Below are 13437 nucleotides of genomic sequence, written 5' to 3' on the forward strand. Positions count from 1 at the left end.
TCTCGTGCAACCGTGCAATCGTGCTGCACGAACCTCGTCAGTTTACCGCCATGAACGTTACCCTCAAACTCCCCGACGACCTCGTCCGCGAAGCCCGGCACCTGGCGGTCAACCAATCCCAATCCCTCTCTGCTTGGATGGCTAACCTTGTTCGCCGAGAACTCGCCACAAAGTCCGCCACCGAAATCGAAAAGCCAAAAACCTGGATCGAAGCCCTGACCCTTCCCGACATGCCCGCTTCGTTCTACGAGAAGGATTTCCCCCTGCCAGATCGAAAAGCCACAAAACACCGTGAGTTCACCTTCGAGCCTGACGAGGACTGATGCCGTTCCTCCTCGACACCGTGACGATATCAGCTTTCCGTCGTCCTGCGAAGGCCGGTCCCCAGCTGGTTCAATGGCAGCAATCGCAGCAGGGTCAGATTGGCTACTTGAGCGTTGTGACCCTAAATGAGCTCCGCTTTGGGATGAAAAAAGTGCAGTCCCGTGATCCCGTTTTTGCGTCAAACCTCGCCACTTGGTATGACCAAATCATCGCCCTGCCTGACCATTTCCGTATCCTCAACGTGGACCGCGCCATTGCCGAGCAAGCAGCCGACTTCCGCGCAGAGCACGGAACTTCCTTCGAAGACTCCCTCATCGCCGCCACCGCCAAGATCCACGGCCTCACCCTTGCCACCCGCAACACCGCCGACTTCAAACCCACCGGCATCTCCCTCGTCAACCCCTGGGAATTCTCTCCCTAAAACCTTCTATCATTTACTCCTCACATGACCAAGCACCTCCTCTCCCTCCTCGCGACGGTTCCTCTCTTCATCCAACCCCTCCTCGCCGAACCACCCGCCGCCCTCCCGCTCTGGCCTAACGGCGCCCTTGGCTCCGAATCCCGCCGCACCGAACCCGAGAAACTCGAAGGCAGCAACGTCACCAACGTTCACAACCCCTCCATTACGCCCTATCTCCCGACTCCCGAAACCAACACTGGCGTCGCCGTCATCATCGCCCCCGGCGGCGGCCATTCCAAACTCTGCCTCGGTCACGAAGGTTATGCCCTCGCCGAATGGTTCCGCGATCAAGGCATCGCCGCCTTTGTCCTCAAATACCGCCTCGCCCGCGACAAAGACTCCAACGGCGCTTACACCATCCAGGACCATGCCATGGCCGACACCCGCCGCGCTTTGCGCATCATCCGCAGCCGCGCCACCGAATGGAACATTAAACCCGACCACATCGGCATCCTCGGCTTCTCCGCCGGTGGCGAACTCGCCGCCTTCTCCGCCATGAAATCCGATTCCGGCAACTTAGACAACACCGATCCCATCGAACGCACCAGTTCCCGCCCTGACTTCCAAGCCCTCATCTATCCCGGCACTTCTCATCTCTTCACCGTCGAGAAAGGCATGCCTCCATTGTTCATTGCCTGCGGTTACAGCGACCGGCCCGACATCGCCAAAGGCATGGCCTCCCTCTACCTCAAATACAAGGAAGCCGACGTCAAAGCCGAGCTGCACATCTACTCCAACGCCGGTCACGGTTTCGGCTACAAACCCGGCACCAAAACCGCCGCCGGTGCCTGGCCCTACCGGTTCCGCGAATGGCTCACCGACAGCGGGTTTATCCCGTCCAAATCCTGAGAACCGCGAAGTTCGTTCAACCAATGATCCATCGCGCCATCTTCTCTTTTATCTTGTTGGTAAGTTTATCCACCCAGGCTCAATCAGTCGAACCACAAGTTCAAATCGTCCCTCCATCAGACTACCAATCCCGCGATGCCGAAGTAGAAGCCTTGCATCAACGTCTGGAAAAGGAAAACCCCCGTCGCTTTCAAGCCCGCACCTTTGAACATGCCGGCCGGGAAGTGCGCTATCGTTGGTTCACTCCGAAGTCAGCCGACGGACGATTGCCACTTATCATCACCCTACACGGCAGCTCCGGCAAAGGCAGCGACAACCTCACCCAACTCACTGGCGGCAACGCCACCCTCAGCGCAGGCGTCTGGGCGAGCCCCGAATCCCAAGCAAAACACCCCTGTTTCGTCCTCGCCCCCCAATGCCCACCGGGCGAAATGTGGACTCACACCGCTTCCTGGACTTCGCCCGACCATCCCCTCGCACCCCAACCCGCCCCTGCCCTCGCCGATGTGATGGCCTTGCTCGATGAACTCCTCAAAACCCACCCCATCGACCCCACCCGCATCTACCTCGCCGGTGCATCCATGGGCGGTTACGGCACCTGGGACTGGATCGTGCGCGAACCCCAACGCTTCGCCGCCGCCATCCCCGTCTGCGGCGGCATGCCCGAAGGTCAGGCTGCCCAACTCAAGCGCCTTCCCCTGTGGATCTTCCACGGCGAAAACGACAACATCGTGCCCGTTGCCGAATCCCGACGCGCCTTTGCCGAAATCACCGCCGCCGGAGGGCACCCCCGTTACACCGAGTTCGCCAAAGGGGCCCATCGAATCTCCGTCTATGTTTGGAGCGATCCAAAGATTGCCGAATGGCTCTTTGCCCAAAAACGAAAACCATCCAATTTCAAAAATTGATATCCCTGTTCTTTGTCCCGTCTCCGGCTAAACTCCCGTTCCATGACCCAGCAATCGCGCCAAGCCATCATCCAATTGCTTTTTCTTGCCCTCTACCGGGACAACCACGTCTCCCTCGCGGAAGACCGCGTCTTCAACGACGCCCTTGAATCCCTGGATTGGGAATCCGCCTCGTCACGCGAGAGCTTCATTTTCACCTCCTTCGACATCGCGCGCGAAGCAGCCATCGATCCCGAAAAAGCCGAAGCCCTTTTCCATCAACTCACCTCCACCATCAACGAGCAAGGCGGTTCCACCGAAGCGTTTACCTGGCTTTCCAAAGTTCTTTCCGTCGATGGACTTACCAGCTCGGAAGAGCGCTTCTTGAACCGCATTCAATCCGCACTTTTCCCGGAGTCGTCCGACATCAATTAGTCGGCGCTACAACTCGCCAGCATCACCGCTCGATCAGGTGTCCCATGCGTTTCCAGATGATTGTGCGCAAAGTTACCCCCGGTGTAAAACAAGTGCCATAAACCATCCCGCTTCACCATCGCATGAGGCGCATGGAGGATGTAACTCGCCACCGTCACCTTGGCCTCATCCCGACTGATCAACGGCTTCCTCAAAGGCCTTTCCCAATGAATCCCATCCGTCGAAAAACACGGTTCAATATCGATCGTCTGGGCACCCAACCGGTAATGGCCCAAGAGACCAATCCTTCCCTGTTCCGTGTGCGTCACGGATAAATAATAAAACTGCAAATCATGCGGATCGCGCTCATCGGGAACCAGCACCCGTCGGCGATCGCCCCACCTCAAACCATCCTCGCTCACATAGCGGTCAATCACCCTCACCATACCAGCAATGTTATCATTCGCGGCATAACGTGGATCATCCTTGCCCACCTGAATCAGCCCCACCGTAAACATCTCAAAGCTACCGTCCGGCAATTGATAAACATTCGTCGCGTCATTGGTGATCAATCTTGACGGAGCCAAATCCTCCCCATCCGCCGGAGCCGCCTTCCTTTTGGCAAACCGTTTCAGCCCCAACTCCAGCGCCACCTTGCCATCCACCGCCCGATCCGCCGGATGATAGATGCAAGGTTGCAACGCGTTCACCACCTTGAACGCCCGCCCGTCATCACTGTCTGCCGCCAAGTAACGCACAATGCCCTCCCCATGCGCCCAAAAATAAATCCTCGTGCGCCCGTCCTTTAGTCGCAACGTCACCCCCTGCACCGGATGCCATCCCTCAGGCAAACCTCCGATCGCCAAAGCCGCCTTTTCATCCGGCTCTCCCGGAGTGCATACCGCCAGCGTGCGCTTCCATTCGCCTCCCACCTTGCCTTCGTGAAACCCCATCTGTTTGAACTTTGATTTCGGCACTGAAACGCTGGTCCATATTCTCCATCGATCCCCCTCAATCGCCTCCACCGTGCTGGTAAAATTCTGCACCCAACCGCCCGCAGGCTCGCCCTCATGCCGAAACAACTCCCCATGCTTTTTCCACTTCGCGTCCCATAACCATTGCGGAGCCGATCCTTTGGCCATTCCTGATCCCGCCCCAACGAAAAATCCCAGACCCATCATCCCGCATCGTCCCAAAAATTCACGCCTGTATTCCCCTGTGGTGGATCCGCTCATGAGATACCTCAACGTCCTCAAGCCACAAAACTTTCGACCACACGCGGTCATCCACTTGGCCGCCCAATTGCTAAAGCTTCACCTATCCGCCATTGCCAACCACTTTGCCGCAACGTATTTACTGAAGTAACTCACGAACATGCAGGACCTTCACATCCACCTCGGCGGTGCCGTCCCTTCCTCCGTCCTCTGGGAAACCCTCTGCGACAACGGACTGCAAACCGAGTTTGTCGATTTTGCCACCTTCCACGACTCCCTCACCGCGCGTCCCGACGAAGTCAAATCCCTCGACGATTTCCTCGGTCGTTACTTTCAAGTCACCGAAGAAATCCAGTCCTCCCCCTCCGCCGCCAACGTCTCCGCCTATCAGGTCGTCGCAAAAGCCTACCGACGCGCCAAAGTCACCTCCCTCGAACTGCGCTTCAATCCCCACAAACGCATGCGCCATGGACTCCACACCATGGACGCCATCATCCTCGCCGTCATCCAGGGCCTCGAACGCGCCTCCCTCCACTACGGCGTCGCCACCGGCATCATTCTCTCGCTCGGACGCGACCTCCCCCTCGACGCCAACTGGCAGATCATCGAAGCCGCCATCAAATGGCGCAGCCGTGGACCCTTGAACGGAGCCAGTGGCGTCGTTGGCATCGACATGGCCGGACCCGAATCCCGCGCCCTCGAACTCGACCCCGACTGGCTCAGCGAAACCACCACCATGATGCACCAGGCGCGTGCAGCCGGACTGAAGATCACCTATCACATTGGCGAAAGTCCCAGCAGCGGTCCGCAAGGCATGCTGCGCGTGCTCGAAAACATTCAGCCTGATCGCATCGGACACGGCATCGAACTGCGTCACGCCACCGGCACCACCAAGGCCTCTCTCGTCCACCTCCTGCGCCAAAACAGCGTGTGCCTCGAACTCTGTCCAACCGTAAACATCGTCACCCGCGTCATTCCCGACATCACCCACATCGCCCAGTTTGTGCGTGAGCTCGCCGCTTCAGACATCCCCTTTTGTATAAACACCGACAACCCCTATCTCATTCACACCAACCTCAAACGCGAACACGAAATCATCGGCGCCGAACTCGGCAACGAGTCCACCGCCCTCCTCGCCCTGAGCGCCCAGCACGCCAGCCGCCACCACTTTCTCAGCGAGTAGGTCTGCCGTGAGTGACACAGGCTTGCAGCCTGTGGGTGAGCCGGGCATTCTGCCCGGCTTCCCTTTCAGTGCACATAGATACCTCCCCCCCGCAGATGCCATCTGCATTGACAGGCATTTTACCTGTTCCTCTGCCGTGGTCCTCCACTCCGCCACCCACCTTGCCTTTATCTTCTCTGTGATCCTTCGTGGCCACAAAAAGAATCCCCCAAAATCCCGTGCCATTTCCCCAATCCCGACGATAGTCCGCTTTCCATGCCATTTCGTTCCCTCGGGTTAGACCCCCGCATTCTCCAAGCCATCCAAGAAGCCGGCTACACTGAACCCACCCCCATCCAGGCCGCTGCCATCCCGCAGATCCTCACCGGACAAGACCTCATCGGCATCGCCCAAACCGGCACCGGCAAAACCGCCGCCTTCACCCTGCCCATCCTCACCCACCTCGCCAGCCTTCAGGGCCAGGGCCGCATGCGCAGCACCAAAGCCCTCATCCTCGCCCCCACCCGCGAACTCGTCGCCCAAATCAAAGACAACATCGACGCCTACGCCAAACACCTCCCCTTGCGCGTCGCCATGATCTTCGGCGGCGTCGGCGAACGCCCCCAAATCCAGGCCCTGCGCGACGGAGCCGACATCATCATCGCCACCCCCGGCCGTCTCATCGACCTCATGGGCCAGCGCCACGGCAACTTCAGCAATCTCGAATGCCTCGTCCTCGACGAAGCCGACCGCATGCTCGACATGGGTTTCCTCCCCTCCATCAAGCGCATCGTCAAAGCCCTCCCCTCCCGGCGTCAGACCCTTATGTTCTCCGCCACCCTCAGCCGCGAGATCGAAGCCCTCACCCACGAATTTCAGCAGCGACCCAAAACCGTCCAGATTGGCAAACGCTCCAACCCCGCCGAAAGCGTCACCCAGCTCGTCTACGAGGTCCCCCAACACCTCAAATCCCCCCTTCTCCTCCACCTCCTCGTCGACCCCTCCTTCAACACCGTCCTCGTCTTCGCCAAAATGAAGCACGGGGCCGACCGCATCGCCCGCTACCTCGACAGCTACGGCGTCAAAACCGCCACCCTTCACTCCAACCGCACCCAAAACCAGCGCCTTCGCGCCCTTGCCGACTTCAAAAGCGGCGCCGTTCGGGTGCTCATCGCCACCGACATCGCCGCCCGCGGCATCGACGTCGACGGCATCTCCCACGTCATCAACTACGACTTCCCCAAAGCCCCCGAGGACTACATCCACCGCATCGGCCGCACCGGCCGCGCCCAGGCCATCGGCGACGCCATCAGTTTCGTCACCAAAGAAGACCACGGCTCCCTCAAGGCCCTCGAACGTTTCATCAACCGCGGCCTCATCCGCAAACAAGCCGAAGGATTCGACTACACCGTCTCCCCCGGTGCCAATCACGACGTCGCCCAGCGCGAACGCAAACCCCGCCAGCCCGGCGACCAAAACCAAAGCACCCGCAACAGCCGCCCCAATCGCAGCAACCCCATCAACCCTCGCGGCAGAGACAGCCAGCGCAGTAGCGGCGGTGGCACCGGTGGAGGCAGTGGACAAGGTCAGGGTCAAGGCAACCGATCCAATCGTCCCAACCGCCCCGAACAAACCGGCGGCCTCCGTCGCGGCGAATCCCCCCGCCCTCCCCGTTCCCCGCAATCCTGACGCGCCGCTTACCGACGTTTCGTCTCATACCCTGGAGCGCCGACGTTTCGTCGGACATTCCTCCTCAATCGGACTACCGACGTTCCGTCGGTCTTGAGATCCGCCGTCCCATCCTCAAAATCCTTCAAGAAACTCTCACAACCCAGTTGACGACGTCCCTCCACTGGTGCTAACTAACGGACGCTTCAACGCGAACCAAGAGTCGCGTTGAACGATTTGGAGAGATGGCTGAGTGGTCGAAAGCACATCTTTGCTAAAGATGCGTAGGAGTAATCTTACCGAGGGTTCGAATCCCTCTCTCTCCGCCACTACTACTGCACAGCAGATCCTCCAATCGCAGCCATCGTGGCTGCCAATATTGTCGGCCAATTTCGCATCGGACCGCCACTTTCCAAAACCCGTTCACAAAGCCGCACGAAAGAATATCCGTCGATTAAGACGTCCACTTCGGACTTTGCATAGAATCCATAAAGGGCAGCGAACGCATTATTCGAAACCATGCATCGCCCTCAACCTCAACTTCATGCGCACCATGATGAAACCCTTTCTGCTTTCGCTGCTGTTTTTCCTTTCGGCATTCTCTACGACCCATGCCCAGCTGGTGCGGGTTGCCAACACCACGCTTAACCTCCCCGCGGAACTCCCCTCTGCCACCGGCTACATCACCGAAAATGCACTCGGTTCACTGACTTTCTCCAGTCCAATTGATGTCGCATCTCCTCCAGGCGTCACCAACCGTCTCTTCGTCATCGAACGCAATCTCGGCATCCAAATCGTGGATCTGGACACCATGACCAAATCCACTTTCCTTCCCCTCAAGGACTATCTCGACGACGAAGGCACCCCCCTTCGCACCGAAAGCGAAAGCGGCATCCTCAGCCTCGCCTTTCACCCCAACTACAACCAAAACGGCTACTTCTACATCTTCTACAGCCTCGCCATCAACAATCAACTCCACCAACGCGTCACCCGCTTCACCGCCTCAGGAACCCCCGGCAACTTCAACGCCGCCACCGTCGCCAATGAAGAAACCGAAGCCCCGCTCATCACCCAGCGCGACGAAGCCGGCAACCACAACGGCGGCGACCTCGCCTTCGGACCCGACGGCTACCTCTACATCTCCGTCGGCGACGAAGGCCCCCAAAACGACGGCGCCGACAACGCCCGCCGCATCGCCAAAGATTTCTTCGGCGCCATCCTGCGCATCGACGTCGATAAAAAACCCGGCTCCCTCCCACCCAATCCGCACGACGAAAGCAGCACCGACACCGTCGGCGACAGCGCCATCACTGCCGACAGTTACGCCATCCCCCCCGACAACCCATTCCTCCCACTCGCCCAAGGCACCGGCGATGCCACCTACAACGGCTTCACCTTCCCCAAAACCGCCATCCGCACCGAATTCTACGCCATCGGCTTCCGCAACCCCTGGCGCATGTCCTTCGATCCCCAAAGCGGACGCCTCTTCTGCGCCGATGTCGGCCAAAACAACCGCGAAGAAATCAACCTCATCACCCCGGGCTTCAACGGCGGCTGGTCCTGGCGCGAAGGTCTCCAGCCCCACACCCCCGCCCTCGCCCCATTCGCCCCGCCAGAAGGTTGGACCAGCAATCCTCCCATCTACGACTACGGCCGCACCGCCAACTCCCTCCCATCCAATACCGTCATCCACGGCACCTCCGTCACCGGCGGCCTTGTCTACCGCGGCGACCGCCTGCCCGAGCTTGCCGGCAAATACCTCTTCTGCGACTACAATTCCGGCTTCATCGTCGCCCTCACCGAACAACCCGACGGCACCTGGGCAGGCGGCGACGGCTTCGGCCAACAACTCGCCACCGACAACGGCATCTCCGGCTGGGGATACGACCCACGCAACGGCGATGCCCTGCTCTGTGATATCACCGGCAACGAGGTCAAACGTCTCGCCCGTAGTGGCACTACCGGCACTGAACCACCCGCCACCCTTTCCGCCACCGGAGCCTTCTCCGACCTCACCACCCTCACCCCCAACCCCGGCCTCGTCGCCTACGCTCCCAACGTGGATTTCTGGAGCGACCACGCCACCAAATCACGCTGGTTCGCCATTCGCAACCTCACCGACACCATCACCTTCTCCCCCGACACCCCATGGACCTTCCCCACCGGCATGGTCTGGGTCAAACACTTCGACATCAACACCACCCGCGGCGACCCCGCCACCAGCCGCCGACTAGAAACCCGCTTCCTCATCAAAACTGCCACCGACATCTACGGCCTCACCTACAAATGGCGCGAAGATCAATCCGACGCCGACCTCGTCCCCGAAGAAGGCCAGACCGAACCCATCCCTGCCTCCAGCCCCACCCAAACTTGGCGCTACCCCAGTCGCAACGAATGCCGCACCTGCCACACCCCTGTCGGCGGCTACGCCCTCAGCTTCAACACCCAACAGATGAACCGCTTCTTCGAATCCCCCACAACTACCCAAAACCAAATCGCCGCACTCAGCAACGCCGGCTATTTTTCCCAACCGGTCACCAACACCCACATCCTGCCAGCCCTGGCCGCCGCCGATGACCAAAGCGCCTCCCTTGAATGGCGTGTCCGCTCCTACCTTGAAGTCAACTGCGTCCAATGCCACCAACCCGGAGGCCCCTCCACCGGATCCTGGGATGCCCGCTCCACCACCCCCACCGATCTCGCCAACCTCATCCGTGGACCCCTGGTCAACGACGGCGGCGATCCCACCAATCGCTTCAGCATTCCCGGCGACACCGCCCGCTCCATGATCCTCAAACGTCTCCGCGGCGACGGCGTCCCACGCATGCCACCTCTCGCCACCACCGAACGCGACCTCGCCGCCGAACAACTCCTCACCGACTGGATCAATCTCGCACTCCCCTCCCGACAAAGTTACGCCGAGTGGCAGCAAGAGAACTTCCCCACTCCCGATGCCCCCAACTCCCAGCCAGGCGATGACGCCGACAACGACGGCACCATCAACCGCCTCGAATTCCTCCTCGGCCAGGATCCCCTCGCCATCAACCCGCCTTGGCAACCCACCCTGTCCACCACCAGCAGCCACATCTCCCTCACCTTCGAACACCCCGCCAACCGCACCGCCATCGTCGAAACCTCTCTCGACCTCATGAATTGGACCCCTTGGAACGTCCCCACCAACACTTGGCTAATCCCCGCCAACACTCAAACCCGCACCCTCACCACTCCCATTGACGGCCCCTCAAGATTTTTCCGAATCCAGCTTTCAGCCCCCTAATCCACAGCCGTAACCAGCCAAATATCTCTTCACGCCTAAAGGATTATCCCCATTTGTCCACCCCTCTTCACTTAAAATCATGCGACTTCGCCGTCACTTCTGACTCAAAAACCAGCGCCTCCACTCTCAACGCATATACCGAGGTCACCTCATCCACGATTTGTAAACGACCCTGGATCTTCAAAAAACTCTCCTGATTGATTACCAGTCTCTGCGCCTCAAAGAGGGCCGACGGCACAAAGGCATTTCCAATCCCCGTTTCGTCCTCAAGACTGATAAACACATGCCCGTTGGCGGTGCCGGGACGCTGTCGGCAGATGACCAGCCCGGCAATCGTCACCAACTGACCATGCTGGCCTCGCGGCAGCTCAATGGCCCTCCGCACCCCCGGCAATGATGCCCGCATCAAGCGCATCGGATGCACCCCCACCGTCAACGCCACCGCCTGATAATCCGCTTCCAACCGCTCTTCCGGCGTCATTGCCTCCAGCACGTTGGACACGCTCGCTTCCGCTTCGCGTTGCTTCCACGAAAACAAATCCACCTCACGCTCGCGTTCCACCTCCCACAACGCCGAACGACGATGCCCGGCCAGCGCATTCAACGCCCCCGCCTTGGCCAGCACCCGACGCTCATCTCGCGGCAACGAACATCGCAACAACAAATCATCCAGACTCCCCCAAGCCATGCGCGACCTCTCCATCAACAACCGCTCCGCCGACTTGCGACTGAACCCACGCAACATTTTCAAACCCAGTCGAATCGTCTCATCATCCACCACTTCGCAGGCATACGCCGACTCCACCACACACACCGGCAACACCCGCAACCCATGATGCCTGGCATCACTCACCAAGGTCGACGACGAATAAAATCCCATCGGCTGATTGTTCAACAACGCCGCCGTCAACTCCGCCAGCCGATGCGCCCTCAACCACGCACTCGCATAAGCCAGCAACGCAAAACTGATCGCATGCGATTCAGGAAATCCATACACCGCAAACGACTGGATCGACTGCACAATGCGCTCCTGCACATGACTATCCACCCGCCGCTCATCCATCGCCACACGCAGCTTCACCATCACCTTTTGCATCCGGTCCTGCGACCGATGAAAACTCAACGCGCGCCTTAACTCCTCCGCCTCACTGCCACTAAACCCCGCCACCGTCATCGCCATGCTCAACATCTGCTCCTGAAACAACGGAATGCCCAGGGTGCGCTTCAACACCGGTTCAAAACAATCCGCAATGTAATCCACCTTCTCCTTGCCCGCGCGCCGGTTCAAAAAAGGATGCACCATCTTGCCCACAATCGGCCCCGGACGAATGATCGCCGTCGCGATCACAATGTCATAAAAACACTTCGGTTTCAGACGCGGCAGGGTCGCCATCTGTGCCCGGCTCTCAATCTGAAAAACCCCCACCGTGTCCGCCCGCTGGATCATCGCATACGTCTTTTCATCATCCGCCGGAATGCGATGCAGTTCCACCGTGCGCGCCTCGCCGCGTGCCCTGCACGTCGCCAGCGTTTCCTCAATCACCGCCATCATGCCAAGCCCCAAGAGGTCCACCTTGATGATGCCCAGGTCTTCACAATCATCCTTGTCCCACTGCACCACCACCCGCCCCGGCATGCTCGCAGGTTCCAGCGGCACGATCCCATCCAACCCCTGACTGCACAACACCATGCCACCACTGTGCTGACCCAGATGCCGCGGCAAACCATACGCCGCCTGATACAGCTTCAACAACGCCGGTAAACGCGGATGCCCATCCGGCAATCCCGACCGCTTCAAATGATCCTTCAACTCCAGCGTATGCGCAAAATCCCCATGCCCAAACAAATCCGAAAACCGGCTCAACACATCCGGCGTCAACCCCAACACCTTGCCCATCTCACGCATCGCACTCTTCCCCCGATAAGTAATCACATTCGCCGTCATCGCCGCGCCATGCGGAGCAAAACGACGATACACCTCCTGGATCACCCGTTCGCGTTTCTCCCCGCTCGGCAGATCCAGATCAATGTCCGGCCACGTCTTGCGACCCTCACTCAGAAACCGCTCAAACAACAACTGCCCCGCAATCGGATCCGCATTGGTGATGCTCAACGAATAACACACCGCACTATTCGCCGCACTGCCCCGACCCTGCACCAAAATGCCCTCGTCCCGACAAAAATTCACCAGATCCCAGATCACCAAAAAGTAACCGCTGAACCCCAGCTTGGTAATAAGTGCCAGCTCCTTGTCCAACTGCCTGCGCACCTTCTCACTAACATCAGGAAAACGCCGACCCGCCCCCGCATAAGTCACTTCGCGAAGATACGAAGCCATATCATGCCCCTCCGGCACCTGATAACTCGGAAACTCATATCCCAAATCCTCCAACGTAAACTCCAACAGGTCCGCCACCCGCTGCGTGTTGTCCACCGCCTGCGGCAGATCCGCAAACAACTCCCGCATCTGCGCTTCACTCTTCAACCCCCGCTGCGAGTTCGCCGCCAAAATCAAACCCGCCTCATCCAATGTCGTATGATGCCTCAAACAACTGAAGGCATCCAGCAACAAGCGCCCGTTCATGCGACTGTAACACACCCCATTCGAAGCCATCAACGGCACCCCAAACCGCTCCGCCAGTTCCACCAATCCATCCACCCGCTTCTTGTCCTTGCGCAGCCGATGCCTCTGCACCTCCACCGCCACATGATCCCGACCAAAAATCCTCACCAATTTTTCCACCACCCCCGGCGCATCCCCTTTCCCATCTTTACCTATCATCGCCCTCGCCAAAGGCCCCTCCTCATCCCCGCTCAAGGCCAACAATCCTCCCGCATGTTCTGCAAGCTCATCCCATAACACACGACTCTCTCCCTTCGCCGCCCGCAACTTCGCCCGCGTCAGCAACCGGCACAAATGTTGATACCCCTCCCGCGTTCGCACCAGCACCGGCAACACCGTCACATCCTCCATCGTCAACTCCGCCCCCACCAAACCGCGCAAGCCCAGCTCACCCGCCTTGTGATGCACCCGCGCACTGCCATAAACCCCATCCCGATCACACACCGCCATTTGCCCCATGCCCAGCTCCGCCGCACGCGTCACCAACGCCTCCGGCGACGACGAACCTCGAAGAAAACTAAAAGCACTGCGCGCATGAAGTTCCACAAAAGCCATATCA

At 59.3% G+C, this 13437-nt stretch carries 10 protein-coding genes and 1 tRNA gene; 9 read left to right on the forward strand and 2 right to left on the reverse strand.

What is annotated here, in order from left to right:
* Window positions 1-50 precede the first annotated feature (50 nt).
* Genes FEM03_RS17330 through FEM03_RS17350 form a run of 5 tightly spaced genes read left to right on the forward strand, consistent with a single transcriptional unit; the run spans window position 51 to window position 2955 of the window.
* Complete coding sequence (locus FEM03_RS17330; RefSeq protein ID WP_138087554.1) at window positions 51-323, forward strand: type II toxin-antitoxin system CcdA family antitoxin; 273 nt, start codon at window positions 51-53, stop codon at window positions 321-323.
* Window positions 323-745 carry a type II toxin-antitoxin system VapC family toxin gene (locus FEM03_RS17335; RefSeq protein ID WP_138087555.1) on the forward strand — a complete coding sequence of 141 codons (423 nt, stop codon included), beginning with the start codon at window positions 323-325 and terminating at the stop codon, window positions 743-745. Before FEM03_RS17330 ends, FEM03_RS17335 begins: the two co-directional genes overlap by 1 nt.
* A gap of 24 nt (window positions 746-769) precedes the next feature.
* The gene (locus FEM03_RS17340) at window positions 770-1633 is read left to right on the forward strand and encodes an alpha/beta hydrolase (protein ID WP_138087556.1); all 864 of its coding nucleotides are present in this window, start codon (window positions 770-772) and stop codon (window positions 1631-1633) included.
* Window positions 1594-2541, forward strand: coding sequence for a carboxylesterase family protein (locus FEM03_RS17345; protein WP_138087557.1), 948 nt, complete (start codon window positions 1594-1596; stop codon window positions 2539-2541). The genes FEM03_RS17340 and FEM03_RS17345 overlap by 40 nt, the downstream gene beginning before the upstream one ends.
* 42 nt (window positions 2542-2583) lie before the next feature.
* Window positions 2584-2955 carry a hypothetical protein gene (locus FEM03_RS17350; RefSeq protein ID WP_138087558.1) on the forward strand — a complete coding sequence of 124 codons (372 nt, stop codon included), beginning with the start codon at window positions 2584-2586 and terminating at the stop codon, window positions 2953-2955.
* On the opposite strand, the gene FEM03_RS17355 is transcribed toward FEM03_RS17350, so the two are convergent.
* Window positions 2952-4169, reverse strand: coding sequence for a hypothetical protein (locus tag FEM03_RS17355; RefSeq protein WP_138087559.1), 1218 nt, complete (start codon window positions 4167-4169; stop codon window positions 2952-2954). The genes FEM03_RS17350 and FEM03_RS17355 overlap by 4 nt on opposite strands.
* Window positions 4170-4308: 139 nt before the next feature.
* Between FEM03_RS17355 and FEM03_RS17360 the strand changes: the two genes are divergently transcribed.
* From FEM03_RS17360 to FEM03_RS24515, 4 genes are all read left to right on the forward strand, one after another.
* The gene (locus FEM03_RS17360; RefSeq protein WP_138087560.1) at window positions 4309-5331 is read left to right on the forward strand and encodes an amidohydrolase family protein; all 1023 of its coding nucleotides are present in this window, start codon (window positions 4309-4311) and stop codon (window positions 5329-5331) included.
* A 255-nt stretch (window positions 5332-5586) separates the two neighbouring features.
* Window positions 5587-6999, forward strand: a complete 1413-nt coding sequence (locus FEM03_RS17365) for a DEAD/DEAH box helicase (protein ID WP_138087561.1) — start codon at window positions 5587-5589, stop codon at window positions 6997-6999.
* A gap of 218 nt (window positions 7000-7217) precedes the next feature.
* Window positions 7218-7307: transfer RNA gene (locus tag FEM03_RS17370), tRNA-Ser, on the forward strand.
* A 224-nt stretch (window positions 7308-7531) separates the two neighbouring features.
* Entirely contained in the window at window positions 7532-10255 is a 2724-nt protein-coding gene (locus FEM03_RS24515) for a PQQ-dependent sugar dehydrogenase (RefSeq protein WP_166442944.1), read from the forward strand.
* Window positions 10256-10322: 67 nt separating this feature from the next.
* Here the strand turns inward: FEM03_RS24515 and FEM03_RS17390 are convergent, their stop codons facing one another.
* Entirely contained in the window at window positions 10323-13433 is a 3111-nt protein-coding gene (locus tag FEM03_RS17390; RefSeq protein WP_138087564.1) for a DNA polymerase III subunit alpha, read from the reverse strand.
* Window positions 13434-13437: the final 4 nt, after the last annotated feature.

It is taken from the genome of Phragmitibacter flavus (genome assembly GCF_005780165.1).
Classification (GTDB): domain Bacteria; phylum Verrucomicrobiota; class Verrucomicrobiia; order Verrucomicrobiales; family Verrucomicrobiaceae; genus Phragmitibacter; species Phragmitibacter flavus.

Bases quoted from the DNA above. Each gene is read 5' to 3' on its own strand.
- FEM03_RS17330 (WP_138087554.1), top strand. From the start codon at position 51: ATGAACGTTACCCTCAAACTCCCCGACGACCTCGTCCGCGAAGCCCGG.
- FEM03_RS17335 (WP_138087555.1), top strand. From the start codon at position 323: ATGCCGTTCCTCCTCGACACCGTGACGATATCAGCTTTCCGTCGTCCT.
- FEM03_RS17340 (WP_138087556.1), top strand. From the start codon at position 770: ATGACCAAGCACCTCCTCTCCCTCCTCGCGACGGTTCCTCTCTTCATC.
- FEM03_RS17345 (WP_138087557.1), top strand. From the start codon at position 1,594: ATGGCTCACCGACAGCGGGTTTATCCCGTCCAAATCCTGAGAACCGCG.
- FEM03_RS17350 (WP_138087558.1), top strand. From the start codon at position 2,584: ATGACCCAGCAATCGCGCCAAGCCATCATCCAATTGCTTTTTCTTGCC.
- FEM03_RS17355 (WP_138087559.1), bottom strand. From the start codon at position 4,169: ATGAGCGGATCCACCACAGGGGAATACAGGCGTGAATTTTTGGGACGA.
- FEM03_RS17360 (WP_138087560.1), top strand. From the start codon at position 4,309: ATGCAGGACCTTCACATCCACCTCGGCGGTGCCGTCCCTTCCTCCGTC.
- FEM03_RS17365 (WP_138087561.1), top strand. From the start codon at position 5,587: ATGCCATTTCGTTCCCTCGGGTTAGACCCCCGCATTCTCCAAGCCATC.
- FEM03_RS24515 (WP_166442944.1), top strand. From the start codon at position 7,532: ATGATGAAACCCTTTCTGCTTTCGCTGCTGTTTTTCCTTTCGGCATTC.
- FEM03_RS17390 (WP_138087564.1), bottom strand. From the start codon at position 13,433: ATGGCTTTTGTGGAACTTCATGCGCGCAGTGCTTTTAGTTTTCTTCGA.